Source organism: Xanthomonas massiliensis (genome assembly GCF_900018785.1).
GTDB lineage: Bacteria > Pseudomonadota > Gammaproteobacteria > Xanthomonadales > Xanthomonadaceae > Xanthomonas_B > Xanthomonas_B massiliensis.
In genome coordinates, this window is record NZ_FCOY01000006.1 from 852,025 (window position 1) to 878,345 (window position 26,321).

The following is a 26,321-nucleotide window of genomic DNA, read 5'->3' on the forward strand; positions in this document are numbered from 1 at the left end:
TTCCGAGCCTCTACGGAAGGCTGACCGGTCCAATGCTTCGACGCTGCCAAGCCTATGAGCTATGATGGCATGTTAGGTTGGTGGCCGCTGTTCAGCTGTCGGACACAACGCCGCGTGATGTGGTTTTCTCTTGCTATTTCCTTATATGGTTCCTGTTTTCCAAGGCGGCTGTTAAGTAGTAAGGATTCATGATGGCTAACAAAGTTTATAATAAATATTCCGATTAAAGCCGCGTGATTATGTTTTAAGAATGAAAAGTACACATCTCAAACGCTGCCAAGTGGAAACTCCCCCGGACGTTGTTCGGCTTGTTTGGTCATTGGTGTCAGGTGTGCGGAAAATTGGGGTCTTTGATTCCGTGCTGGATCTTGGTGCGGGTGATGGTCGATTTAGCCAGATTTCGGGCGTGTATGGGGAGTACACAGGAATTGAGTGCGATCGTTCAAAGGTTGACGCTGCGAAGCTCCCGAAAAATGCAAAGCTAGTGGTCGCTGACGCTCTCGCGTGGAAGGAAAGTGGTTATTCAGTTTGCGTGGGTAATCCGCCATATATACGCCATCATGGCCTAGATGGTGGGTGGAGAGATTTTGCGCTCAGGTCCATAGCTGATGATGGCGGGCCGAAGCTTAAGAAGACTGCGAATGCATTCATCATTTTTTTAGCTCAGGCCCTTCTTCGGACGAGTGAGGATGGTCTAGTTGCTCAGGTTATTCCTTACGAATGGGTGTCTAGACCAAGTGCGAGCGAGCTTCGGGATTTCATTCGATCAAATGGTTGGAGTGTCTCAGTATATCGATTTGAGTCAAACATTTTTCCGACAGTTTTAACCACTGCCTCCATTACTGTTATTGATAAGAGTGTCAAGACGGGAGAGTGGAGGTACGGGTCAATTACTCGTGATGGGAAGATTAGGGTTTCCGGGAAAGCGTCCGGAACAACGTCTCATGTCATCGGCTACAGGGATGGTGATCAGTCCTGCAAGGGTATTCGCGGACTTAGCCCCGGCGGACAAGATATCTTTGTACTGACCGAAGAAGAGCGTTTGTTTCATTCACTGAAAAAAGGTGTCGATGTCCGGCCATGCGTCACTTCCCTCCGAGCTGTAAGAGAGGACGTGCAACGACTGGATACGCAGACCTTTGATGATTTTTTTGTTGGCCGAGGTGTGCGCTGCTGGCTGATTCGTAGCGACAAGGATCGTCTGTCCCCGCAGCTGCAGCGATATTTGGCTAGTGTCCCGGAGTCGTCATGGGGACGGTACAGTACTTGTACAAGTCGGGCCGTATGGTGGCGGTACCGTCCTCATCCGGTCCCGGCATTGCTGCTCGCATCAGGCTTCACGGGTAAGAGACCCAAAAGCTTGATCAACGATGTCGGAGCGATTGCTGCTGGATCCGTCTATGGGGTGTTGGTTGATCAATCGGCAGGACCCAAAGCTGTTGAACAAGTTTTCAATGGCCTTCGAGCCTATGACTTCGAACGCCGCTTGGTACATCATTCGAATGGGCTGAAGAAGGTTGAGGTGCGCCAGCTCAACACTGTACTAGCCGACTTACTTCCGGATTGAGGCATCAGGATATGAGCGCAGAGGCTATGGAAAAAAAGGACGATCCGAACAAGGTTAAAACCGCCCAGTTCCACATCAGCGCTGCGCTTTTTGAAGAGCTGGGTGAGCGATTGGTCAGTAAGCCGGAAATTGCGCTTGCGGAACTGATTAAGAATAGCTACGACGCTGATGCATCTTATTGCGAAGTCAAGATTGGCGCGGATGAGGTCGTCGTGTCTGACGACGGGCACGGTTTGACCGAGCTTGAGTTTCTTCACAACTGGATGGTCGTAAGCAGTACCAACAAAGTCAAACGCCGCCATTCTCGGCTGTATCAACGACACATGGCAGGCTCAAAGGGTGTTGGCCGCTTTTCAGCTCGGTTCCTTGGTACTGTCCTAGTTGTCGAGTCGACGACCGAGAATCCAAAAACTGGCGCTCGGACAACGCTGACGGCGACATTTAACTGGATCGAGATATCCAAGAAAGCCGATGTCGCCGACATCAAGATTCAGTACACCGTTCGTGCAGCTACACGAGGCGAGCAGGTAGGTACGCGGTTGACGATGCGCAAGTTGCGGGAGCATGTCTCGGACTTGCCGGTGTCGAGGGTTCGTACTGACGTTCTTAAACTGGTAAAGGCTGATGGAGGGCTTGAGCAACCAGAGTTTGAATTCGCCACGGCCGCGGACACTGCAGAGGATCCCGGATTCCGTGTGTACTTCGCTGACGAAGAGAGCGATGGCGATGAAGTGGAGCTGGCTGGCCAAATCCTTAACCGGTACGTAGCGCGAGCCCGCGTAAGCGTCAATATCGAGGGTGTCGTCGACTTCCGTGTTTACTGGAGGGGCCAGAGCACGCCTGTGGAGAAGAAATCGTTCCGCCTCGACAGAATCGCGAAGACATACAGCGCCAAGGCACTGTCTGAGGTGGATGGAGAAAAGGACGCGCGGGGCCTGCCTGCAGAGTTGGAGGGAGTACCTCACTTGCCGTTGGCAGCCACTTTGAACAGCCCAATCTTTATCGATATCCGGTTCTTCCCAAATCGCCAAGGTACGTTCGTCGACCTCCCTGTTAACGGTAGACGAGCGATGACATGGGTCAAAGACAATTCCGGCGTCGCCGTTGTCGACAACGGCTTTGCAATGCCTGCCTATGCAGATGAGAACAGTGACTGGCTAGCAATCGAGTCGTCCAAGTCGGTGAATGAACGAAACTGGCAATCTGTCATTACGCCAATGTTCTACCCGATGGATCCTTTGGCCAAGAAGAATCCCGGACTCAATCCGATGCTGGCGCTTCCGAGAATTCCGCAACTGATCGGTCGGGTTCACGTGGCTACACGAAAAGGGGTGGTCAACTCCCACGAGGAAGACGGTTGGCTGATGCCAAACATGGATCGTGAGCAACTGCGCGACAACGGCGCCTACCGTCTGATGTGGCATTTGGTTCGATTTGCAGTCGAAGCTCTCGCGCACTTCGATCGATCCTTCCGCATACAGGATGAGGCAGCAAGAGAGGAAGAGGCTCGAAAGAAGGCCAGGACCGCATTGGCGGCAACCATCTCTGAGATCCGATCCTCTCAGGAGATCAACTTCGACCATAAGCGCGTCATGCTGCGCCAGTTGGAAGAAGCCGAAGAACAGCTAACAATCGCAGAGGGATACGACAAGAGCATCAGAATGTCTCTGGAGCTAATGTCGACCATGGGCGTCATGGCAGGTTTCATGACACACGAATTTGAAAAGACGCTGGAGGCAATCCATCGCGTCGGAGAGACCTTGCAGCGTTTGGCGAAGAAGCACCCTGAGATCGCAGGCGAAACCGAGATTGTTCTGCGCAACGAGGAAGCGCTAGCCGAGCAAGCTGAGTACATGCGCCTATTTGTTGGTGCGTCCCGGAACATGACGGTGACTCCGTTCAAGGCCCGCTCGCAACTGGCGGTGGTCATTAGAACGGTAGAAGCTCTGGCTAAGGAGCATGGGATCGAGATCGAGATCGATGCCAACTCCAAGCTGGCAGGGCCGGGTGTTCCACTTGCAGCCTACCACGGTGTGACTATCAATTTGGTCTCAAATGCTATGAAGGCTCTGGTGGCGAGATCGACGACATCTGATCGCAAGATTAAGATTTATGCCACTAACGATGCTGCGCGCCATATCTTGGTGTGTGCCGACAATGGCATCGGGATTCCTGAGTACCTGCGGGATCGTGTTTGGGATCCGTTGTTCACCACCACCGAGACTGCAGATGATGCCAACCCGCTCAACTCTGGCTTGGGGCTTGGCCTGCCCGTGATTAAACGGGTGATCGAGGGAGTGGGGGGGAAGGTCGAATTGATGAAGACGCCTCCTTCAGGATTCAATACAGCATTTAGAGCTTCATTTCCGCTAGCAAAGGATTAAAGGAGGCTAGAGTGTGTAATGTTTTGATCATTGAAGATCAGAAAGATGCGATTGAGAGATTCAAGAGCTATGCTGAGGGCACAGGGTTGACGTTTTTATCTCCAGATGAAGTCAGTCTGACCGATCAGCAGAGAAATGAGGAGGGGGGGGCTATCGAAGGACAGCTTGCCGAGTTTTTGAAGACAACTATCGGCAAACATGCGATCGATCTGGTGTTGCTAGACACAGATCTTGCAAGACAGCCCGAGCTTGAGACGCACTCTAGCTACAAGGCTGCTCTCCGTGATATTGGAATGCCTGTCTGCCGATATCAGAAGGGAGGCAAGGCCGTCCGGCTAGCAATGTTGCCTCAATTGCAGCGCACGATCCGTGATGGAGCATCCGCAATTTGGATCCCAAGGACGTTAGTCAGTGATGATGATGAAGGTCGCGAGAATCTTGTTCCAAGGCTTATTGCAATAAGCCAAGCGTTCGAGAAAATTGAGGCTGCATTGGAAGCGAGGCCCGAGCTCCTAAGTCCCAAGCACAGTCCGGCGGAAGTTCTGGCCGCAGTGTTGGGCGATGAAAATCTATCGTTCGAATTTCTCGGATACGCCGCTCAAAATCTAGTCTATTTCGCAAAGCCTGAAGAAGGTGACGCGGAGCATCTGATTTCTCAGGCCAAACGGTATGCGACACAGTTGGGATACTGGCTATTCAACTACATTTTGATGTTCCCAGGTCCAGTCCTAACTTGCAGGGGAGCGGCTGCCTTTTTGAACGTGATGCCTGGCGACGCGAGCCAGTGGGAAGCGTTCACTGAAGTGTTGGAATATGCCAGATACAGCGGACCTTTCTCTGAAGTAGAGCCATACTACTGGCGCACGAAGCTGGTGGACCTGGCAGATGAGGTCGGTGGCGACATCACTAAACATGAACATTTGCAAGCACTTCAACTGCCTCGAGTAGACCCCGATGAGCACGCGGTGCAGGCTTTCATTTGTATGATTTCCGGCGAGGCGATTACTCAGGGGCAGGCCGCACCTAATCCAGACTGGGTCCCTTCCGGCGCGAGTGAGGCAAAGATCAAGGAAGAAGTGCTCGACGAACTTGGCCCACTTGCAGGTATCTGAGATGACTGATTTCGCAAAGTTCAAGCGGCATCTGAGCGATGTGCACAAAGCCGCCAACGTCATCATACAGAAGCGAAATGCAAAGGCGCGTTGGCCAGTGCTGAAGGAAGATGCGGACGGCGAAGGTGGAAAGTGCATTGCCTTTGACAAGCCTGCCGTACTTTGGGATGCGCCCTTGAGAAAGACGGGGCGGGACAGCCGTATTCGGCGTGCCATCCTTATCGATGGTCATTTTGATTTCAGTGGTGGCATCTTTAGCAGCGGTGGAGTTCATTTGGAAGTCTACGAGACAACCAGGAAGACGGACGACGGGTACCTGAGGATGACTCTTCTCGATACAATGCATTTTGACTTCGAGCACTCGGTGAACCAGACAGCTTTCCATCCGATGTTTCATGTCCAATTCGGGAAGTCTAAAAGAATCGAGCAAGACGTTATTACCGAAATCGTTTGCGAGCTGGGCGACATTCGTCCTGACAAGCTTGTGTTGGATCGAGCGCTGGATACGCCTATGCGTGACCTTCGAATCCCGACGCCACAAATGGATTATATGTCTGTATTAACGATGGTTATCGCCGACCATTTCTGCGATGAACGTTGGTCGACCGATGTGCACAGAGGATTCATTATGCTGCTCCGCCAAGTTATGCATGCTAGTAATCCGGCACGGTCTAGCAAGCAGTCTCAAAATCTGGAACAGCGCTGGAATCCAGAGTTAAGGGGGCCGTTTTGCGCTTCGCATTGGTACGCCGAAAGCCATTTTTAACCTTACTCTGGACCCTGGAACACCATACTCAGGTGAGTTCCCACAGCAATCGCGATAAAATTTGATCTTGATACCTTGGTTGCGCTCGATGTTTTCTGTGGTGCGAAATCGAAGAGGGTCCGAGACATCCTGGCTGGCATCCATGATGTCTGTCGAAACCGGATGCCCTGTGCCCGATAGGGCCGGTGTCTCAGAATTGACACAGCCGATTTCTATTGAGCTATGCGTTGGGAAATCGGCGCGTAGTCATTGCTTAGCCGACGCCCAGATATATCGTTTATAGGGGTGTTCCGATTGTGGGCAGTGCGTCTGTATGTCGGCAGTGAACGTTGGTGTTCTCAGGCAATCTATGCTGCGCTAAGATGCAACTTGATTGACTATGAGCCAGAAGGTGTCGACGCCGCGCAAATCGCTCCATAACCCGCGCCAATTCTAAGCGCGGTTTTTTGACGGTATATGGCGACGGTAAAGCTTATGTCGATCATCGTAGATCCCTTTAATCATAGGGACTTACGAGACCCGTTGATGATCGAGTGGGCGGGTAGGGCCCCAGCGTAAGTCGTCGTGCTATGGCGTGGATCATCAGGTTGGAGAAAATAATCGGTGAATCGACATAATCCGGTGAAGGCCAATCAGCTTTCTGCCAGACCCGGTATGCGTAGATCTTCAATCAGAATGGTTGCTACGGCTTCCTCTGCGATGGCAGTGCCACGGTTCTGCATTGCGGTTGCGAGATGAATATCCCAGTCGGCGTTGATAGGTATGGCATCAAGTTCATGCCTCACGCGTGTAGTGGAACTTGCGGCAGCTTCGTAGTCTTGGGCACTCATTCGCCAAGGGTTTGCATTCCAGGTGCGGATCACGAAATTCGCGATGCCGATGCCCGGCCAATCGAAGTCTCCGTGATAGAGCAGCTTTGCGCCGGCGGCCTGCAATTGATCTAGCAGGATACGTTGCGCGGCCGATGGCATGCCGTCCGTGCAGACCAGTGGAGCGCAGCTAGCGCCCAACTGATCGGCTGCGATGGCGAGGAAGTTGGGGTTCTCGCAGATATGGACGACGCGATCGGCGACGGACCAGATCGGGCTGGCTCGAAGTAATTGCCGCAGCGAAATGTACGACGGTTCGCCTGGATGCCCCAGCGCTCCTTGGGAGGTGGCCACCGGCAGATTGAGGAAGAGTGCGGGCCTGGCCAATTCGTTGACCAGGATGCCGGCACGTGCCCAGATGTCGCGTTGACGCTCCTCCGTGCCTTCTGCTTTTGGAGCATCTTCTGGGTTCTCCCTGGTTTCGTGGTTTGTTGGGTGTTGCCGTTCGTAATGCCGCCAAGCGGCGAGCACGAGGGTGGCCACCGGTCGCCCAGCGTCGAGGGCATGGGCGTCGCCGAGCAGGCTGGCCGCCAATTGTGAGCGGGGCTGCCCCTGTCCTGGAAGGGCACGCAGCACGCTGTCGGCGGCGTTCAACAATGGCATGGCATTTTCCGGGGCACGACTCAGGCGCTTGAGCAGCGGCGGGGCTGACGATGTGTTCAACCAATCCTGCAGCAGTGGGCACGCATCGACCGAGGCGGTCGCGGCGACCCAGCGTGCTTTCAGTTCCAGGCGCTGCAGCGTCTTGTCGACGATGGGACCGTCCAGGCGTTCCAGGGCGTCGCGCAGTGAGTTCGCAAGGCCGGCTTCGCGCAATGCCATGTCCAGTTGGCGAATGTCCAGGGTCATCGAGCGCGCCGGTCGTGCGGGTCTGCCACTCATTTGGCAGAGCGCTTGGTGTGCGGCGGGTTCGAGTCCGTCCAGCCGCAGCGTCGATGCGGTGCCATCGGGGCCGATGCGCTCGAAGTAGCGGCGCAGCCGCTGGCGCAGCGTGGCGAGGGCGTCGTTGCCCAGCAGGCGTTGTAGGCGCGGATCGGATGAGAGTGTGTCGTCGGCGCACATGCAGGTCGGGTTCAAGTGGGGCAGATCAGGCGGCAGGCGGGAATCGGCGATCGGGGTCGGGTTCCTGGCGTTTGGCGCGGCCGTCCCAGGTCCAGCGTGAGACGTGCACGGCGTCGATGCCTTCGTGGCGTTGCAATTGGGCGATCGCCACCCCGGGCAATTCGGCCGAGCAGGCCCATTCGCGTTCGCTGGTGACCACGAAGTCGAGGTCGAATTCGCGGATCAGCGCCCAGCAGTGATGGCGTGCGGCGTCATCGATGCCGGCGAAGACCTCATCGAGCAGCACCAGTCGCGGCGCATGCGCGTGGCCGGCCTGGGAGTAGTAGCTGGAGACGGCGGCGAACAGCGGTACGGTCAGGCCCAGGGCGCGTTCGCCGCTGGAGGCCGGACCGGACAACGGGCGCCATTGTCCATCCCAGCGCTGGACGCGGAAACGGTGCCAGCGGCGATAGTCGAGTGCGCGCGCCAGTTGTTCGTGCAGGCTGCCGCCCTGGTCGGCGTCGGCGCGGCTGCGCTCGGCGGCGATGCGCTGTTGCAGCATTTCGCCGACCACGCGGCGGTCCTCGGCGCTCCACAGATCGGTGCTGGTGTTGAGCAGGCGCTGGCGGGCGGCCTTGAGGCCGACCGGGGCGCCGCTATCGCCGCTTTCGGGCAGGGTCTCCCACAGCAGCCGGAAGCGCACGCCGGTGGAGGTCGGGCGCTTGGCCAGTTCTGCGTTGATCGCCAGCACCTGTTGCTCGGCGTCGCGCAGCAGCTTGTGGATGGCGCTGGCGATTTCGGCCTGCAGGTGGTTCTCCAGCACCTCGCGTTCGCCGGCGGTCAGCAGTTCCCGGCGCTGCGCGATTTCGCTGGCCAGGCGCGTGCCCAGTTGGTCGGGGCGCTCGGGCCGGTTCTGGTAGACGATGCTGACGATCAGGCCGAAATCGCTGGTTTCGGCCTGGGCGCGGTGGCTGAGTGCGGCCAGCGCGCGGCCGAGTTCGGTGTAGTCCTGCGACACCTGGTTCTGCACGCGGTTCCAGGCGTCGTCGTCGTCCTTGACCTGCAGCAGCGCCTGTTCGGCGCGGCGTGCCAGGGCCAGGGCGGGTTCGATGGTCCAGGGCGCAGCCTGCGGCGGCAGTTCGGCATCGGGCAGCGCGATTTCGAGCAGGCCGGTGGCGGCGAAGCCCTGCCAGTGCTCGATGGCTTGCTGGCGCGAGGCGATGCGCTCGCTCAGGATGGCGTCGGCCGCCTCGACTTTCTGTTCGGCCCGGGCCCGCGTTTCGCCTGCAAGGCGAAGCGCTTCGTTGCTCGACTTGAGTTCCAGATCTGCACTGCTGACGGCCTGTCGGGCATCGCGGATGCGCTGCTGCAGTTCCTCGACCTTGGCGCCGACGGATTCACGCAGCGTCTGCAGGCGGATACGGGCTTCTTCGGCCAGGAGGTCGCGTTCGGCCGCTTGCTCGGTCGCGTGTTCGGCATCGGTCCGTGCTTGCTGTTCGCGTTCGACTTGTTGGCGGTGTTCGGCCAAGGCGTCGTGGCAGGCGCGCGCGGCACTGGTCAGCGCATGCAGCCGATCGCCGAAGGCGAGCAGCGCCCGATCGATGGTGCGCAGGGCGTCGCGCGCTGGCGGCAGCGCAAGATCCCGGGCGTCCTGTTCCAGGGTCTGGCTGGCCGCTTCCCATTGCTGGATGGCACTGCGCAGGGCATGCTCGGCCTGGTCCAGGCGCAGCCTGGCCGCATCGAGCTCGCGCACGCGCGTGCTTGCTTGCAGGTGCGCGGCGCGCAGGGTGTCGTCGGTGGGCGCGGACTGCCATTCGCTGGCAGCCTGGCGCTGGTCGGCAGCGAGTTGGGCGGAGCCAGCCTGCAGCTGCGCATGTGCTAGGTCGAGTTCCTCCAGTCGCTGGGCGATCTCGGCCAGGCGGCGCGCGCGGGCGGCAGCGCGTGCCGCGTAACCGATGAACTCGGCGCGGGGCTTGTGCCAGGCGCCGGCCAATGCGCCCAGTCGGAAGCGGCCGCCGGGTCCGATCCAGGCTTCGGCGCCCGGGTCGTCCTGCTCGCCGCAGGCGACGCCTTCGAGCAGGCGTTGCAGCAGGGCGGGGGAAACCATCGAAGTGGTGTCGGCCGGGGCCGCCGGCTGCAACCACGCGGCCAGCGAATCCCGGTGCGCTGGCCGGACCAGCCACTGGACATCGTACGGCAGGGGCGCGCCGCCGGAATCCAGCAGTTCTCCGTCGGGCGTCACCCAGGCGTCGAGCAGGCCCGAGGCCTGCAGCGCGGCTTCGAGGCTGGCCTGGAGATCGGCCGCCACCGTCGGGCGGAATTCGACCAGTTGCCACAGCGGCGCGCCGGCCCGGCCTTCCCGCGCGCCGGGCGCGCGCCATGCCTGTGGTGGGGGCAGGGCGTCTTCGCCGGATTGCAGGCGCGTGCGCTCCGCGTGCAGCGTGGCCTGTTCCTGTTCCAGGGCTTGTTGTTCGGTCTGCAACATGGCCTGGCGCTGGGCCAGCCGCAGGCTCGCGGCCTGCTGGGCGCGGTGCAGGGCGGCGCGCGCGGGGTTGTCGCCGTGCAGGCTCGCGGTCCAGGCGGCCAGCGTTTCGAGGACGTCGCCGCTGTCGGGCACCTGCAACTGCTGCGCTCCATCCAGGTGCTGTTGCCAGGCTTCGAGCAAGTGCTGGCCGTGCTGTTCGACGGCGGCGTCGGCCTCTTCGCGGCGGGTGGCGGCGGCGTCGGCCTCGTCGGCGCGTTCATCGCGCACATCCTGCGCGCGGATCCGAGCCTGGGCCGCCTGCTCGGCTTCCTCGCAGCGGCGCTGCAGGTGGGCGACCTGTTCGCGGCGGGCGGCGGTGGCGTGGCGCAGGTCCTGCTGTGCCGATGCCAGCGCCGACGGCGTCAAGGTGGCCACCTCGTTGTGGGCCAGCGGGCTGGCGCCGTAGTCGGGCGCCAGGCCGGCTGCTTCGGCTGCTTCGCTGGCCTGGGTGCGTGTATCGGCCAGTGTGCGGCTCGCGTCCTCGGCGCGCCGGGCACGCTGCCGGGTTGCCTGCTGTTCCTGCTCGAAGCGGGTCTGTCGGCGTTGCCGTTCAGTGTGGGCATCCGCGGCGTCGCGCTGCTGCCGCTCGGCATCGGCCGCCGCCTTGTCCAAGGCCTTGGCGTCGGTCATGGCCGGGTCGTTCTGCAACTCGTCGAGCCGTGTGCGGTGGCCGGCCAGCGTGGTTTCCGCCCGCTGTTGCGCCTGCGTCGCGCCGGTTTCGTCGGCGCGTGCGGTTTCAAGGGCGAGGCGGCCTTCGTTGAGTTCGCGGCTGGCGTTGTCGAAGCCGGTCTGCGCGCTGCGCAGGCTGCGCGCACGGCGCCGGGCCTGGGTGGCGGCATAGCGCTGGTAACGCTGGTTGAACTGGCCGACGGCGCGCTCCAGCGCCTCGTATTCTTCCAGCTCGCGGCGGTATTCCTCGAGCTGGTTCAGGGCGTCGGCGACGTCGGCCAGCAGGTCGGTGGAGATCGGCGGCAGTGCTTCAGTCAGCGCGTTGGAGAGGTTGGTCTCGTCCGGTTTCTTGGAGAGCTGCGGCTGGCGCAGCTGAATCAGCGTATCCATCAGCGCTGTGTAGCGCTGCGGCCCCAGGTGGAACAGACGCTCGTCGACCGCGCGTCGGTAGGCGGTTGCGGTATCGAACACCTGCCCATGGTCCTGCAGCGCGTCGCGCAGGCGCTCGCGCGTGAGCACCACACGCGAAGGACTCATCAGCCAGAGGTCCTGGCCGATGCGCTGCTGTTCCAGCACGAAGAACCAGCTGTCGACCTGGGGGCGCGCGGCCACGGCGAGCAGCCCGCAGCCCAGCGTGAGGTAGTGCGGCTGGCCGTCGGCGCCGAGCCGGCCCAGCTCCAGCCAGGCGTAGCCCATGCGGCGGTCGTGGCGGCCCAGCAGCAGGTTCCAGGCCATCTTCTTGCTGGCGTCGCCGTCGGGTTCGATGCGCGAGGGCTTGATCTGGGCGTCGAACAGGAACGGCAGGGTCAGCGAGAGCACCTTGGACTTGCCGGTGCCATTGTTGCCGCGCAGCAGCAGGTGGCCGTCGCGGAACCAGAACTCCTCGCTGTCGTAGTGGAACAGCTCGACCAACCCCAGCCGCAGTGGCTGCCAGCGTGCGAGGGTGGGGATGGGCAGGGTGGGGAGAGCGGTGTCGGTCATTCGAACAGGGACGGATGGGCGGCCGCGGGCGCGGCCGGCTGGCGGATATCGGCCTCGCCCAGGGCGAAGCGCGTCAGTGCGGGCAGGGGCTGGACGTGGGTCTCGTCGCATGCCGCGAGCTGCAGTTTCTGCAGGCGCTCAAGTGCCAGGTCGGCCAGTTCGCGTTCGGCACCGGGTTCGCGCGCCGATTTGCGCCAGTAGCTGCCATGTTCTTCACGGGCGGTGCCAAGGAAGGCCACCACTTCCTCGCGGCCGATCGCATCGGCGGCGTCGCGCGGACGGGACAGGAACTCGGCGACCAGCAGGGTGGCATGGGCTTCGGTGCCTTCGGCGGGCATGGCGATGTCGGTCAGCTCGCCGTCCTCGTCGGCCAGGGCCAGGCCTTCGGCACGCTGCTCGGCGATCAGACCGGCGGCCTCGCACAGGCGGCTGGCCATCGCGCCACGCTGGTTGACGAAATAGGCGCGCAATTCGGCGTCGAGGGTATCCAGATAGACCACGGGGTCGTCCAGCAGGCGGCGCGCGAGGTGGTGGCGCAGAGCCGTGCGCCGGCCTTCCTCGCTGTCCGGCTGGTGCTCGGTGACCAGCGAGGCCAGGCGTGCGTCCAGGTCCACCGGGGCCTGCTCGGCGGGCCAGGTGGACGGGCCACGGACCGCGGCGAGCACCCCGGCCAGTACCCGGCGGCGCACGTCATACAAGGCGTCCGCGCCCTCGGCCGCCTCGCCGCTGCTGCGCACGTAGCCTTCTTCGTCGCCGGCGACGCGCTGCAGCACGCCGAGTTCCAGCAGGCTGCGGCAGACGGCGACCAGTTCGCGGCGCTCGTGCGCGGCGCCGAGGGTGAAACGAAAGCCGCGCGATTCCAGCGCGGGGTCGGTGGCCAGCGTCAGCAGCCGCTCGCCGAGGACACGCAGGGTGATCTGCGGGTCGGCGCGTTCGAGAACTGCGCAGGCCAGGCACAGCAGCACGTAGCGCCTGTAGTCGTAACCGGGCAGGCCGCGGCTGGCGTCGCGCAGGTCGGCCGGCCGCTTGTACAGGCGCGCGCAGTCGCGCTCGATGTGCAGCGTCCAGCCGGTCTCGCGCGCGAACCAGGCGCGCAGCTCGTCGGCGTGGCGGCGCACAGCGGCGAAGCCCTCGTGCGCCGGGGTCATCAGCGGCGACATCAGCAGGGCGCGCAGCGCCTGGCGGCGTTCGTCGTCGCGGTGGCGGGCCTGCTGGCGGCCGATGCTGTGGCTGTTCGCGCGGTTGTCGCTGGGGCTCATGGTGTTGCGTCCGTGCGGGTGATGGTGATCAGGTGGTCGCGGCCGCTGAACGCGCCGGTGGCGGTGTGGATGGTGGCCCGGCTGTCCGCGGCCAGCGGCTGCATGCGGATGCGCAGCAGGCCGTCGCCGCTGGGCACGTCCACCTCGGCGTCGGGCGAGGATTGCGCGGTCAGCGCCTCGCCCAGCAGCCCGAGGAACAGGGTGAAGGCATGCGGGTCGAGTGTGCCGAACTCGGACAGGCGCGTGCTGCGGCCGTTGGCCAGGCGCTGGCGAGCGGCTTCGATTTGCGCATGTTCCTCGTGCAACCGGGCGGCGAGCAATTGGCGCTCGGCATCGCGCGCCTGCACCCGTGGCAGTGCGCCGCGTGGCGATGCCTGGCCGTATTCGCGCAGGCGCGGATGGATGCGCAGCGGCGGCGCGTCGGCCCAAGGCGTGCTGGCGGGCAAGTCCTGCGCCCCGGACGCCAGTTCGGGGTTCAACGAGAAGTGGCGGGCCGGGTTGAGCGCGAATGCTGCGCGCGCCAGGCGATGGGCCTGGGCATCGTCCTCGCAGGCGGCGAACCAGCCGGCAAGCATGCGGAAGTCCGCAGAGCGGTCGCTGCGTCCGCTGCGGCGCTCATTGATCGTGGCCACGGCTGACAGCAACTGCGGGATCGCCGCGCGTGCCTTGGCGCGCAGCAATTCGGACTGCGCGGGTGCGTGTCCGGTGGCCAGGAACCAGCGGCGCAGCCCCGTCCAGCGTTCGCGCCAGGCCTGCCAGCCGCGCGTGATTGCATCGAGTTGTTCGGTTTCGTCGCCCGGCGCGCTGTCGCGGGCCTGGCGCTGGGCGGCCAGCCACAGCAGCGTGTCGATGCGCGGCTGCAGCGTGAGAATGTGCTGGGCGATGCCGCCGGAACGCGCGACCAGGTCGCCGATGAAGCGCTCCAGGTAGTCGATCAGCCGCTTCTTGTAGGCGAGCACGGCCGCGGCGTCGGCCTGTTGCAATTCGATGCCGCGGGCGACGCCGGCCATGAAGGCCTGCGCGTTGTCGGCCAGGCTCTCGAATACGCGCACCAGGTCGCGCAGGGTTTCGTGCACCTTGACGGCATCGGGTTCGGCGCTGTCGGCCAGGGCCAGCAAAGCCTTCAGGCGCAGGGCGATGTCCTCTAGCGCGACGCTCTGCAGTTCGGCACGCCGACGCAGCGTGCGGCTGAAGGTCGCCAGCGCGGCTTCCACCGCCTCGCCGCCCAGCGAGAGCCGGTAGACGAAGCGCGCGCGGTAGAAGTCGCTGATGCTGGCGACGCGGGCCGTGTCTGGCTGGGATTCGAGGTTGCCCCATTCGGCCAACTGCGCCAGAGCCGCTTGGATCTCTTCCAACCGCGGCGTGGCCGGGCTGGCCAATGTCGACCAGTCGCCGTCTTCCAGTACCTCGTCGGGGCGAAGATGCAGCCGGAACTGCCGCTTGGCTGCAGCGAAGCAATCCATGACGCAGCGATACAGAGCGGCCTTCTCCGCACTGACGTGGCGAAACAGATCGGCTTGGGTGGCTGCCGGGAGCGTCATCTCACGGGCTGGGCGATACGGATTGCAAGGCCAGCGCCAAACGCGCCCGGCTCGCAGCGCCCAACTTCTGCAGTCCGAGTGCGCGCGCCATCGCGTAATACACCTGCTCGCCTTGCGCGCTCTGGATGAGCACGGTGCGGGCCAGCGAAGTCAGTTCCTGCAGGCTGATCTCGTCTGCGGCCCGCACGCTGTCCTCGTCGGCAGGCGCCCGGAAAGGCGGTTCCGTTGCAGGGTCAAGATGTTCGGGCCAGTAGAACGTGCCGACCTCTTCATCGGTCGTCCGATAGCGGGCCCGAGCAAGTTGGAACACGCGCTCGCGGATCCGTCCGCCCGTGCGCAGCCAGCCGTGGGCACGGGCGATGCGACGGGCCAGCAGCGTGTCGAGCACGGGGCCTTCTTGATCGACGACGTGAGCGATCATGGCCGACAGGATGTCGTTGTACTCACCGTCGAAAAAGCGATCGGGATTGGCGCCGGTGACAAATTCGGTGGGATCGGTGATCCGATAGAGCGAGGCTTCCGGTGGCGTTGTTTCTTCGGGATCGGCATGGGCTACTCCCGCAGAGATCTGGCGAGCAAAGACTTCCTCAACTTGCTGTGATGGAGCTGTCGCCGGGACTTCCGGTGCGATCGGGGCCGCGTCCTGGACTGGGGTCGCCGTTTCCTCGTCTGGCTTCGTCACCGATGCCACGGCCTGCGCGATGGCCGCTTGCGCCAGGCGCTCGGCCTCGGCTTCGCGCTCGGCCTGTTCGGCGCGCCGCTCGCGCTGGGCCGTGAGCACGGCTTGCAGCCGGGCATCCAGCCTGTCGAGCGTGCCGGCCGGATCGATCCACCAGTCGGTGGACCAGACCCGCACGATGTCCCATCCCAGGCCGCGCAGAACCTGCTCGCGCAGTTTGTCGCGGTCGCGTGCAGTGGCGCTGCGGTGGTAGGTGGCGCCATCGCATTCCACACCGGCCAGGTAGCATCCGGGGGCGTCGGGATCGACGATGCCGAGGTCGACACGGAACGAAGAGGCGCCGATCTGCGGCTGGACGTGCCAGCCGCGCTGGGCCAGGGCGGTGGCCACGGCCTGTTCAAACGGACTGTCGAAGCCGCCCAGGCTGCCGCGGTTGGCTTCTGCCAGCGCACGTGCACCGCGTTCGGCGAATTCCAGGAAGTGCTTGAGGTCGCGCACGCCGATGGCTTGCGTTCGCGCCAAATCCATCTGCTCCGCGCGGAAGCTGGCGAACACGCGCAACTCATGACGCGCGCGGGTGATGGCCACGTTGAGCCGGCGCTCGCCACCCTGACGGTTGAGCGGGCCGAAGTTCATGGCCAGTTGGCCTGCGGGGTCCGGGCCGTAGGTGATGGAGAAATAGATGAGATCGCGCTCGTCGCCCTGCACGCTCTCCAGGTTCTTGACGAACAGCGGCTCCAGTTCGCTCTCGGCGAAATAGGGCTCTAGCCTTGGATCCTGGCGGCGCGCCTCGTCGAGCAGGTCCTCGATCAGCTTCTGCTGTTCGGCATTGAAGGTGACTACCCCAATCGTGAGCCCGCTTTCGCGGAAGCCAGGCGCCGTCAGGCGCGCCACCACGTCGGCGACCAGCGCCTTCGCTTCGGCCGGGTTGGTCCGTGTACCGCCTTTCTGGTAGGTGCCTGAGATCGGCTGCAGGCTGACCGCGCGATCGTTGGTGACGGGGGAAGGAAAGGTGACCAGTCCGCCGTCGTAGTAGGCATGGTTGGAGAACGCGATCAGGCTTTCATGACGGGAGCGGTAGTGCCAGTTCAGATTTCGTGTCGGCAGATTCGCGCCGATGCACTCGTCGAGGATGCTCTCCAGGTCGGCCTCGACGTCTTCGTCGTCCAGCCCGGATTCGGCGCGGTCGAAGAAGGAAGTCGGAGGCAACTGCTTGGGGTCGCCGACCATGACGACTTGGCGGCCGCGGGCGATGGCGCCGATCGCATCCCAGACTGGGATCTGCGAGGCTTCGTCGAAGATCACCAGGTCGAACGCGTTGGCTCCGGCCTGCAGGTACTGCGCGATGGACAGGGGGCTCATCAGCAGGCAGGGCGTGAGTTTGGTCAGCGCCTCGGGAATCTGGGCCATCAGTTCGCGCAAGGGCAGGTGCGCACGCTTCTTGCCCATCTCGTGCCGTAGCAGCCCCCATTCGGAGTTGCGGCTGACGTTGTCCTGCGAGGGCAGGTCGGCGCACAGGCGGGCGCGCAGCCAGTCCCGGGTCAGGGCGGTGAAGCGCTCGTCGAGCTCGCGGAAATCGCGGATGCGCTGTTCGTGCTCGGCGCTGACGAAGCTGCGGATGACCGGCTCGTGATCGACCACGGCGTTGAGCCACCAGCGTGCGTAGTTGGTCTCGAAAGTTCGGCGTGCCTGGTCCGGGCCGACCTGGCCTTGCTCGATGCCCTGGACCAGCGTGGCCAGCCCGAGTGCCAGCGCCTCGTCGCGCGCCTGGCGCCATGCGCACCAGCTGCGCAGTCTGTGTTCGGCGCGCACGATGGACTGGCTTTGCTCGATCAGCCCGTCGAGTGACATGGACTGCCACTGCGTCTGGGCGGCCTCGGCAAAATGTCCAGTTGTCGCGAGTGCCTCGCGCCGGGGTAGCAGCTGTTCCCATTTCTCCACATATCGGGCGCCGGCCAGCGCGATTCGACCACCTGGCTCCAGCAGTGCATTGGCATCGCCCAATAACGTATGCAGCGGTGCCTTGCAGGCAGAAATCTGTTCGGGCGTAGTGGCCAGGCGGGCCAGCACGGCTGCCAGATCCTCTCGGAGCTGGCAGGCCTGTTCGAGGTCATCCAGATTGGTGGCGAGACCTTTCCACAAGCCTGCGGTGGACTCGCGCAAGTCGTCCAGGGCAGCCAGCGCCTGTTCCGTATCGGCTCGCTGGCGAAGCGTCTGGTGGTCGCGTGCCAGCGTGGGGCCGCAAGCGCCTTCCTCAACCAAGGTATGGGCGTCCAATGCACCTTGCTGGGCATGGCTGCGCCAGTCGCTAAGGAAGTCGAGGGCCGCACGCAGGCGGTCGACTTGCGTGGCATGGCCTGCCCATAGGCCGTCGGTCGCCGTTTCCAGCGATGCCTGTGCCGCAATGTCCTGATCGAGCTGCCGCAGTCGCCGTGCCCGCTGCAGATCGGCCTGCAGGGCGGCTCCGCATTGGCCGCTGGCGATGGCGTCGAAGCCGTCGTCCTCCCAGGCCTGGCCTTCGCGTACGGCAGCCAGGGCGGTTTGCCAGCGCAGGGCCGTGCGCACCTTGTCCTGTTCTGTGTCCAGTCCCGTCCAAACGTCCGCACATTCCGCGCTTGGAGCGATGGCCTGGATCTGCTGGCGCAAGACGCGGATGGCATTCCAATGCTGCAGATCGTTGGCGACGTCTGGCTGCGAGCCGCCTGTAGTGGCGCTGGACAGTTGAGCTGTGACCTTGCGTTTACCCAGCCACGACTTTGGCCAGAACGCCTGCTCGGCCTGTTCCCACATTTGCTGCAACTGGGCGACGTCGAGCTGTTCGATCGTCTCGCCGTAGGGAGCCGACAGGGCAGCATGATGCTCGCTGAGCTGGGTCAGCAGGCCTATTGCCTGGTTGAGCTGGACGGTGATGCGTACCGGCCAGGGCTCGCTAAGCTCGCCATGAGTCTGCCGATGTTCGGTGAGCAGGGCCAGCCCGTCGATGCAGGCGGTCATGACAGAGGTTGGCCACGGCGTGGACAACTGCATGTTCAGTTCCGCATGGCGGCGCACCAGTGCCGCACCTTCCAGCAAGCGTTGGCTCAGGCTGCGTGCGTCGGGCCGCAGGACAAAGCGCCAATCATGTCCCGCCGCCAAAGGCAGGCGTTGAGCGAGCAGCAGCAGCGCTTCGCAGGTTTCGGGCGTCAACGTGGGCGAGGGCAGGTCGATGGCCTGGACGAACGCCTGGGCGGATTCGATCGTCGCCTGGGCGGCGGGAAGCACATCACGCGCAGTGGCGATCAGTTGTTGCTGCCAAGTGGGCGACCAGTCTCCCTGGCCAACCAGCGCCAAGGGGTGCTGCGCCAGCGCGGCATGGCCAATGGCTTGCGCATTGACTTCCAGCCGGTCCACGGCGTTGCGCAACTGTTCGATGCCCGCATGATCGTGCTGATCGGCCGAGGGCCAGCCCAGGGCGAGTATCGGGACGTCGTGTCCCGCGCTGACGGTGCCGATGGCATCGAACAGGCTCAAGCCGTTGCGGCGACGCTGGTGAAGGCGTTCCACATAGATGTTCAGCGCATCGCGCAGACGTTTGAGTTTGTCGGCTTCTGCCCGCCACTGCTCGGCGTCGGCTTGGCCGCTGCTGGACCAGGCGGACTGCAATTGGGCCAGTACGTCAAGTTTGCGGGCCTTGCTCGAGTGCAGCTCCAGGCAGAACTCGCCGAGGCCGATTTCGCGCAGGCGCCGGTAGACGACGTCCAGTGCCGCGATTTTCTCGGATACGAAGAGGACGCGCCGGCCCTGTGCCAGGGATTGGGCGATCAGGTTAGCGATGGTCTGGCTCTTGCCCGTCCCCGGTGGACCGATCAGGACGAAGTCCTTGCCCTGCGAGGCGGCCAGCACGGCCGACAACTGCGAGGAATCCGCCGGCAAGGGGCAGAACACCTGCTTGGGGTCGAAGTGTTGGTCCAGTTCGGGCACTTGCGGGAACGGAGCACCCGGAGGATAGGCATCGCGCGGGGTGTCCAGCAGGTGGCGCACGACCGGGTTCTCGCGCAACTGTTCGCTGTGCTCGGCCAGGTCTTTCCACATCAGGTACTTGGCGAACGAGAACATGGACAACACCACGTCCTCGGTCACTTCCCAGCCCTTGATGTCCTTGATGGCGTGGCCGACAGCCTTCCAGACCGCGGCGATATCCAGGCCGGCATCGTCGCGCGGCAGTTCGCCCTCGAGCGTGCTCAGGTTCAGTTCGAAGTCCTGGCGCAGCATCTCGATCAGGGTCGGATTGAAGCGGGGCTCGTCGTCATGCAGGCTGAGCGTGAAGCCCGAACGGGCACTCTTACGCTGCAGGCTGACCGGCACCAGGATCAAGGGGGCGCGATAGCGTTGGCCGCCACGGTCTTCGCGGGTCCAGGACAGAAAGCCCAGGGCGAGATACAGCGTGTTGGCACCACCTTCCTGCAAGGTCGTGCGGGCACTGCGGAACAGATCGGTCAGACGTGTATCGAGCTCGGTTTCAGGAACGCCAACGAAAACCTCGCGTTTCTGCAGGGCTTCCAGCGCGTGCGCCCAGCGCACGTTTTCGCGCTCGCGGGCCTCGTAGATGGCCTGATCGCGCGGATCGGCACCGTCCATCAGGTCCGGACGCGGGCGCAGCTTCAGGGACTGGCCGCTGGCCAGCAGGTCTTCCAGCGCGCCAGGGTCCGGCGCTTCCAGCTTGAGTGCTTTCTTGCCGGCCTTGAAGTTGAGCAGGTTGTTGCGCAGCGACAGATCCAGCAGCTTGCGCTGCCAGCGCAGCAGCCGGTCCTTGGGATCAAGCTGGCTGGCATCTTCCGCATTGGCCGGCGCGTTGTCGGGCAGGTCAGGCGCGTCTTCGATCTTTGGCACGGCGGGTGCGGACGGTGACCCTTCGGTGTCCGACGCCGTAGCAACTCCCGCCTCCGCACTGGCCAATGGCTTGATGCGCTGCAGCCGCGCCCTGCGGATGTCCACGGCCAGGCGAAATCCCGCATCCTGAGATTCATCAACCTGCTGAGCACCGCGTTCGGTGGCATAGCTGAAAGGGACGGTGGGGCGCTGGGTGATCAGGGTGGTCTCGAACAGCACCAGTTCCTTGAGCCTGAGGCGCTTGCGCAAGGCGGTCACGTCGTCGACGACCGTGTTGGAAAACTCCTCCGGTTGCAGCCAGACACCTGCAAAGGCATGGCCCTCTGTGAAGACCAACAGGGGGTTCAACCCTGCCTGCTCGAGTGCGGCGCAGAACAGCAACGTGAGGTCGAAACACGTCCCCAGGCCCGAGCTTTCGATCTGGCTGGGACTGCGTACCTTCTGGCCTGACTGCTCGAAGCTGGCCGGGGGCAGAGCATAGTCCAACTGCATACCAGCAGTGGCCCCCCAGAGGGCCGAGGCCAGTTCCCAGGCGCGTTTGGCACCGCCGGTGTAGCCATCCAGTGCGGGGTTGCGATCATTCTGCCGCAACACCTCGGCGGTTCGCTTGAGCAGCCGATCCACGGCCGGATCGTTGGGTTGGACGAAGGCGGCGACCAAGTCCGGCAGATGCGAGATGCCACCCCATTGATTGCGTGGCAGCAGCTCCAGATGGCTGTCGCGCTGCGCAAGGGCCGGGGTGGATGCATCCGCGCCCACGGAGCGCAAGGCCAGCGAGACCGTGGCCGTCTCGGCCTCGGTTAGCCGCGCCAGCAATCCGCCGTCCAGATTTAGATCCAGGTCGCGGATCTGATAGCGGGAGCCCGCGGCCAGCGCGTCGATCCGCCAACGACGCGACTTCAAGAAGGGCGGATCGGACGTCAGGATCAACTCGACCTGCTCATGCGTCTGGTCGGTCTCGTTGATCAGCCAGAGATCCCGGAGCAGCGGGATCGCATTCTGGAAGTCCGCCAAGTTCAATTTGGCGGCCAGGGTAAGGTCGATTTTCAGCTCGGCAGCGGTGGCCGAACCGTCCGGTTGTGTCTCGTCCATGGAATCCCCTGTAGTGCCCTGTCGTAACGTGCATTACGCCCTGTTACGCCCTACCAGGATATTAGCGCCAGTTGCCAGAGATTTCGGCAAGATAAGAGCCATCGCAGCGAAATAGGGAGGACGGACTGAAAAATCTGCCTTCTTGCAGGTGGTGATAGGTGGGTGAATGATGTCTAAAATTTTGGACATTTCATCCAACTATCGCGTCTGCCATGAACCTCATCGATATCGGCCATGCCGTGCGGATCCGGCGCACTGAGCTGGGCCTGTCCCAGGCGCAGTTGGCACACCTGAGCGGACTGTCTCGCCAGACCCTGGTCGGCCTGGAAAATGGCACGCTGAGCGATCTTGGTGTCAACCGTGTGGGGCAGGTGACGGCGGTACTGGGCTTGGACAGTCCCAAGCTCGATACGCAGGCGAGGCACAAGAAGCGCGGCCTGTGGATGGCGGCCAAAACGGTGAGCGTCAGCTATGCACGTGAACTGGCGCCCGAGGTGCTGGAGCAGGTTCTGGCGAGTGGCGAAGTGCCTGCTCCATTTGCCCCGCACCTGGCACATCTACTCGACGAGGCGCCTGTGCCCATCGTCGTGATGGCCGTGGAAGAGGCGGCCTCGCGTGCGCACCTGCCGCCAAGGCAGGTCTGGCGCAACGTGGCGAAGTTGGCTGGATCGTTGTCCGTGCATCGTCGGACGCTGTGGGCATGAAGTCCGGGCATCACTGTCCGGTGGATCCTGGGTCCCGCGGGCGCTGGCGCTAATCGACGCGATCAGCCGGTATGGCTGTTGTCCGACGCCGCGAGAGGTACGCTTACTGGAGTGGAATTGAAGTTCATATATGGGCTATAACGCTGGATTATGGCATTTTATAGCTCTTATATGATACTAAATTAATTCTTCGTAAAAGGCTCTTATTAGAGCTACTGTTGGCGCATGTGCGTGATATGGTTCCATATATGAAATATTATGAGAATTCGCCTTCTACATTGGCAGCCAGTCTGCATTCCTTGGGGATGCGGGTTGCCAAGTTGCGCCTGAGCAGGAACCTGACCCAGGCGCATGTGGCGCGCGAGTCGGGGGCTTCCATCAGCAGCGTCAAACGTCTGGAAGCGGGTGAGAACACCTCGCTGGAGACGTTGCTGCGAGTGTTGAGCGTACTGGGGCTGGAAGGGCGACTGCTTGAATGCCTGCCAGACCCGGATATCCGGCCGGTCGAACGTATTCGCCATGGCGACCGCGAACGGCGCCGTGCACGTGAGCAGAGCACAACGACGGCCAAGGCCACGGACTGGGCCTGGGGTGAGGAGGACGACGCGTGACCAATGCCACCGTCCGTCTGTGGGGCAAGGAGATCGGCGCGGTGAGCTGGCTGGAAGATCGCCAACTGGCGGTGTTCCAGTACATGCCCGACTTTGCGCAAAGCCGGATCGAGCTGGCGCCGTTGACGATGCCGCTCGGGTCCGATCCTTACGAATTCCCCGGCTTGCCGCGAGAGGCATTCAAGGGCTTGCCTGGTTTGCTGGCCGACTCATTGCCGGACAAGTTCGGCAATGCCCTGATAGATGCGTGGCTGGTGACGCAGGGCAGGGCAGCCAGCAGCTTCAACCCGGTGGAACGGTTGTGCTACATCGGCACGCGGGGCATGGGGGCGTTGGAGTTCCATCCGTCTCTTGGGGCGGGGGGGCGACGGTCACGCAAGGTCGAGATCGATGCGCTCACCCGGCTGGCCAATGACGTGCTCAGCCATCGCGAACGGCTTGCCGGCGCGTTGCATGGCGAGGACGACCGGGAGGCGCTGGAAGACATCCTGCGGGTGGGGACTTCTGCGGGCGGGGCACGCGCCAAGGCGGTGCTGGCCTGGAACGAAAAGACCGGGGAATTTCGCTCGGGCCAGGTCAAGGCAGGTGAGGGCTTCACCTACTGGCTGATGAAGTTCGACGGCATCGCCGACAATCGCGACAAGGAACTGGCTGACCCACAAGGCTTCGGGCTGATCGAATACGCCTTCTATCTGTTGGCGGTCGATGCCGGCATCGACATGAGCCAGAGCCGGATCCATCGCGAAGGTGGACGCGCGCATTTCATGACGCGCAGGTTCGACCGTGATGCGGCAGGCCGTAAGCTGCATATGCAATCCTTGGCAGCCATGCGTCATTTCGACTTCAACGCGGCGGGTGCCTATTCCTATGAGCAAGCGGTGGAGACGATCCGCCGCCTCGCTCTACCTGCCTTGGACATCGAACAGCAGTTCCGGCGGGCGGTGTTGAACGCACTGATCCGCAACCAGGACGACCACGTCAAGAACATTGCGTTCCTGATGAACCGCCGCGGCGAGTGGCGACTCTCGCCAGCATTCGATGTGAGCTATGCCTACAACCCGGGAGGCAGTTGGACGCACCAGCATCAGATGAGCCTCAACGGCAAACGCGATCACTTCGAAATAGATGATCTGGTTGCGTTCGGTGCCTTCTGCGGCATGAAGCCGAAGAAGGCGCGAGACATCGTGGCCGACATCCATCAGCGTGTCGAAGACTGGATGCGCTATGCGGATCAAGCCGGTGTCCCGGAGTCTACGGCAGCCAAATTGCATCGAGGCATGCGTCGAGAAATCGCGGTGTAGCCGTTTGATGGTTGAATCCAGTTGTCTCAGGCAATCTACGCTGCGCTAAGATGCAAATTGATTGACTATGAGCCCGAAAGAATCGACGCCTCGCAAAAGAGCTCCATCACCCGCACCAGCATTAAGCGCCTGATTTTGACGGTAGATGGCGACGGTATGGTTTGTGTCGATCAGAAAAATCCATTTAATCACATGGGCTTACGAGGCCCGTTGATGACAGAGTGGGAATGACGGAGCGTCTTTCGGAGGAGGGGCTATGGCCAGCTATTGGAAAACTCACGTGTTTGTTGCCCTTGAGTCCACGATTGTCCAAGTGAGCGAGTGCCTGGGAATCCCCCGGCGATAGCGCGCTTATTCCCCGGCTTCCAGAAGCGCTTCCAGTCGGGCTTCGATCTTCTCCAGGCTCGCGATGAACGCTTCGAATTCAGCGTCCGCGAGCGTGGAGAAGATCCGGTCGTTGCCGTCGGCCAGCGTCGAGCGGATGTCCGTCATTTTGGTTTCAGCCTTTTTCGACAGGCCGAACAGGACCTTGCGGCCATCGGTGGCGTCCGGCGTGCGGACCAGCAGGCCCTCCTTGACCATCCGTTCCAGCATCTGCGCCATAGCGGGCTGGCCGATACGGCCGGCCTGGACCAGTTCCTTCTGCGAAAGGCGCTTGGACTCGCGCAGCGCGCCCAGGACCGGCAGGTAGGACACGTTGACGCCGAGCTCGCCGAGGCGGCGGTCGAAGTACCGGGTGAGCTGGCGCGATACCACGTTGAGGCGGAAGCCGGGGTTTCCGGCCGGGGCGCGGCCGGCGGTGTTCTCGGGCATTTACATTGTCTCCGATGGAAATTACATTGCACCCAATGTAAATCGCGCAGGAGGTCCCCGCAATGTCTTTCCGTCCGGATGTCGTCGTCGTCGGGGGTGGCCCTGCCGGGCTGACTGCTGCGGTCGTTCTGCATCGCGGTGGCTGCCGGGTGCGGGTGTACGAGCGCGATCCATCGGCCGCCCACCGCACGCAGGGCGGGACCCTGGACCTGCACGAGGACAAGGGGCAGGTCGCGCTCGAGCGTGCGGGCCTGCTCGAGGCGTTCCGGGCGATAGCCCGCCACGAGGACCAGGGCGAGCGCAATGTCGATCCCTTCTCCGGACAAGCCATTGCCGGTACTCCCAGGCCCGACGAGCACTTGGACCGGCCGGAAATCGACCGCGGCGTGCTGCGCAGTCTGTTGCTGGATGCCTTGCCCGCCAAGGTGGTGCAGTGGGGTCACCGCCTGATCCGTATCGACGTCGGCGTTACGCGCAAGCATGGATTGCACTTCGCGGACGGCTCGCAGGTCGAGGCCGACGCGGTCGTCGGGGCGGACGGGGCCTGGTCGCGGGTCAGGGCGTGCCTGACCGGCATCCAGCTGCGCTATACGGGCATCACGTTCTTCGAGGGCTGGATCGAGACGCCGTCGCGGCAGGTGGATGATCTGGTCGGCCGGGGTGCGCTGTTCGCCTTCGGCGGACCGGAGGCGGTCTTCGCCCAGCGCAACGGACGCGGGCGCATCTGTGTCTATGCCGCGCTCAAAAATCCCGGAGGAGCGCGTGGGCGTGGGACCCAGCGCGTGGGAGCGGGCGAACTGGTCCTGGCCCGCTACCGGGACTGGGCGGCCAACCTGCGCCAGCTCCTGGAGGCATGCGGCGATTTCGTGGCGCGACCGATCCATGCCTTGCCCCCGGATTTCGGGTGGACGCCGAAGGAGGGCATCACGCTCATCGGGGATGCGGCGCACCTCATGCCCCCCGTGGGCCTGGGCGTCAATCTCGCCATGCTCGATGCCGCGGACGTGGCGACCGCACTGTGTTCGGGCGCCGATTGGCCGCGCGCGATGGGCGATGCCGAGGCCCGGCTGGTTGCCCGCGCGCGTGGCGTGATGCCCGCGGCGATCGCCGGTTTCCGGCAGTGGTTCGCTTCGCCGGCATGAGGTCGGAAGAGATTGGATAGAGGAGAGGGGCAGGACCATCGCCGTTCGTGCCGTGCGCCGGACATGCCGCGACGATGCCGGGCGTTGGACCCCGTGGGATCGCCGCGATGGATCCGTGCCGACTGGGAAGGAGCAGGGGAAAGCTCGCGTTCCGATCGTGGCGTTTGCCTGCCCGATTGGGTTGCATGTTTTATCCGGCGTCCCGGTCAGGTGGTCTTGTCGTCAGTGACCAGGGGCGTGCGCATCCTTCCCCTTTACTGGTGGCGACATGGCTGTCTTCATGAATGCTAGGCAGAGGGAGTAATTCCCGTGAACTGGCCTGAGGTTCTGGTTCGTCGGCGCAGCTGCTTTCGGAGAGCGCAAGGATTTTCAGGGGCGCTGGATCGTGTCGCCGCTC

Annotated in this window: 14 protein-coding genes; 8 read left to right on the plus strand and 6 right to left on the minus strand. The window is 63.0% G+C overall.

What is annotated here, in order from left to right; genetic code table 11:
- Positions 1-250: 250 nt before the first annotated feature.
- From BN3794_RS16295 to BN3794_RS16305, 4 genes are read left to right on the plus strand one after another with little or no spacing between them, the layout of a single operon-like run.
- Positions 251-1,567, plus strand: coding sequence for an Eco57I restriction-modification methylase domain-containing protein (locus BN3794_RS16295; protein WP_147675683.1), 1,317 nt, complete (start codon positions 251-253; stop codon positions 1,565-1,567).
- A gap of 11 nt (positions 1,568-1,578) precedes the next feature.
- The gene (locus BN3794_RS15860) at positions 1,579-3,951 is read left to right on the plus strand and encodes a sensor histidine kinase (RefSeq protein WP_078059631.1); all 2,373 of its coding nucleotides are present in this window, start codon (positions 1,579-1,581) and stop codon (positions 3,949-3,951) included.
- 11 nt (positions 3,952-3,962) lie between these two features.
- Positions 3,963-5,063 (plus strand): hypothetical protein, encoded by a 1,101-nt coding sequence (locus BN3794_RS16300; protein WP_147675684.1) that lies wholly within the window; start codon positions 3,963-3,965, stop codon positions 5,061-5,063.
- 1 nt (position 5,064) lies between these two features.
- Positions 5,065-5,829, plus strand: a complete 765-nt coding sequence (locus tag BN3794_RS16305) for a hypothetical protein (protein WP_147675685.1) — start codon at positions 5,065-5,067, stop codon at positions 5,827-5,829.
- Between the two features lie 632 nt (positions 5,830-6,461).
- On the opposite strand, the gene BN3794_RS06900 is transcribed toward BN3794_RS16305, so the two are convergent.
- From BN3794_RS06900 to BN3794_RS06920, 5 genes are read right to left on the minus strand one after another with little or no spacing between them, the layout of a single operon-like run.
- Positions 6,462-7,775: a TIGR02679 family protein gene (locus BN3794_RS06900; protein ID WP_078059632.1), complete on the minus strand. Its 1,314-nt coding sequence runs from the start codon at positions 7,773-7,775 to the stop codon at positions 6,462-6,464.
- A gap of 10 nt (positions 7,776-7,785) precedes the next feature.
- Positions 7,786-11,913 carry a TIGR02680 family protein gene (locus BN3794_RS06905; protein ID WP_066095235.1) on the minus strand — a complete coding sequence of 1,376 codons (4,128 nt, stop codon included), beginning with the start codon at positions 11,911-11,913 and terminating at the stop codon, positions 7,786-7,788.
- Positions 11,910-13,172, minus strand: a complete 1,263-nt coding sequence (locus BN3794_RS06910; RefSeq protein WP_066095237.1) for a TIGR02678 family protein — start codon at positions 13,170-13,172, stop codon at positions 11,910-11,912. The genes BN3794_RS06905 and BN3794_RS06910 overlap by 4 nt, the downstream gene beginning before the upstream one ends.
- Positions 13,169-14,713: a TIGR02677 family protein gene (locus BN3794_RS06915; RefSeq protein WP_066095240.1), complete on the minus strand. Its 1,545-nt coding sequence runs from the start codon at positions 14,711-14,713 to the stop codon at positions 13,169-13,171. The genes BN3794_RS06910 and BN3794_RS06915 overlap by 4 nt, the downstream gene beginning before the upstream one ends.
- A 1-nt stretch (position 14,714) precedes the next feature.
- Positions 14,715-21,353: a DUF3320 domain-containing protein gene (locus tag BN3794_RS06920; RefSeq protein WP_066095243.1), complete on the minus strand. Its 6,639-nt coding sequence runs from the start codon at positions 21,351-21,353 to the stop codon at positions 14,715-14,717.
- A 212-nt stretch (positions 21,354-21,565) separates the two neighbouring features.
- On the opposite strand from BN3794_RS06920, the gene BN3794_RS06925 reads away from it, so the two are divergent.
- The 3 genes from BN3794_RS06925 (at position 21,566) to BN3794_RS06935 (ending at position 23,969) form a co-directional block, all read left to right on the plus strand.
- Positions 21,566-22,057, plus strand: coding sequence for a helix-turn-helix transcriptional regulator (locus BN3794_RS06925; RefSeq protein ID WP_066095246.1), 492 nt, complete (start codon positions 21,566-21,568; stop codon positions 22,055-22,057).
- A 248-nt stretch (positions 22,058-22,305) separates the two neighbouring features.
- Entirely contained in the window at positions 22,306-22,668 is a 363-nt protein-coding gene (locus BN3794_RS06930; protein WP_160330901.1) for a helix-turn-helix domain-containing protein, read from the plus strand.
- Entirely contained in the window at positions 22,665-23,969 is a 1,305-nt protein-coding gene (locus BN3794_RS06935; RefSeq protein ID WP_066095253.1) for a type II toxin-antitoxin system HipA family toxin, read from the plus strand. Before BN3794_RS06930 ends, BN3794_RS06935 begins: the two co-directional genes overlap by 4 nt.
- Before the next feature lie 351 nt (positions 23,970-24,320).
- Here the strand turns inward: BN3794_RS06935 and BN3794_RS06940 are convergent, their stop codons facing one another.
- Positions 24,321-24,782, minus strand: a complete 462-nt coding sequence (locus BN3794_RS06940) for a MarR family winged helix-turn-helix transcriptional regulator (RefSeq protein ID WP_066095256.1) — start codon at positions 24,780-24,782, stop codon at positions 24,321-24,323.
- Between the two features lie 62 nt (positions 24,783-24,844).
- On the opposite strand from BN3794_RS06940, the gene BN3794_RS06945 reads away from it, so the two are divergent.
- Positions 24,845-25,924, plus strand: coding sequence for an FAD-dependent oxidoreductase (locus BN3794_RS06945; protein ID WP_066095259.1), 1,080 nt, complete (start codon positions 24,845-24,847; stop codon positions 25,922-25,924).
- Positions 25,925-26,321: the final 397 nt, after the last annotated feature.

What these genes read in the sequence shown, in the direction of transcription:
- BN3794_RS06905 (WP_066095235.1), bottom strand. Translation starts at nt 11,913, where the DNA reads ATGACCGACACCGCTCTCCCCACCCTGCCCATCCCCACCCTCGCACGC.
- BN3794_RS16305 (WP_147675685.1), top strand. Translation starts at nt 5,065, where the DNA reads ATGACTGATTTCGCAAAGTTCAAGCGGCATCTGAGCGATGTGCACAAA.
- BN3794_RS16295 (WP_147675683.1), top strand. Translation starts at nt 251, where the DNA reads ATGAAAAGTACACATCTCAAACGCTGCCAAGTGGAAACTCCCCCGGAC.
- BN3794_RS06920 (WP_066095243.1), bottom strand. Translation starts at nt 21,353, where the DNA reads ATGGACGAGACACAACCGGACGGTTCGGCCACCGCTGCCGAGCTGAAA.
- BN3794_RS06910 (WP_066095237.1), bottom strand. Translation starts at nt 13,172, where the DNA reads ATGAGCCCCAGCGACAACCGCGCGAACAGCCACAGCATCGGCCGCCAG.
- BN3794_RS15860 (WP_078059631.1), top strand. Translation starts at nt 1,579, where the DNA reads ATGAGCGCAGAGGCTATGGAAAAAAAGGACGATCCGAACAAGGTTAAA.
- BN3794_RS06930 (WP_160330901.1), top strand. Translation starts at nt 22,306, where the DNA reads ATGAAATATTATGAGAATTCGCCTTCTACATTGGCAGCCAGTCTGCAT.
- BN3794_RS06940 (WP_066095256.1), bottom strand. Translation starts at nt 24,782, where the DNA reads ATGCCCGAGAACACCGCCGGCCGCGCCCCGGCCGGAAACCCCGGCTTC.
- BN3794_RS06945 (WP_066095259.1), top strand. Translation starts at nt 24,845, where the DNA reads ATGTCTTTCCGTCCGGATGTCGTCGTCGTCGGGGGTGGCCCTGCCGGG.
- BN3794_RS06915 (WP_066095240.1), bottom strand. Translation starts at nt 14,713, where the DNA reads ATGACGCTCCCGGCAGCCACCCAAGCCGATCTGTTTCGCCACGTCAGT.
- BN3794_RS06925 (WP_066095246.1), top strand. Translation starts at nt 21,566, where the DNA reads ATGAACCTCATCGATATCGGCCATGCCGTGCGGATCCGGCGCACTGAG.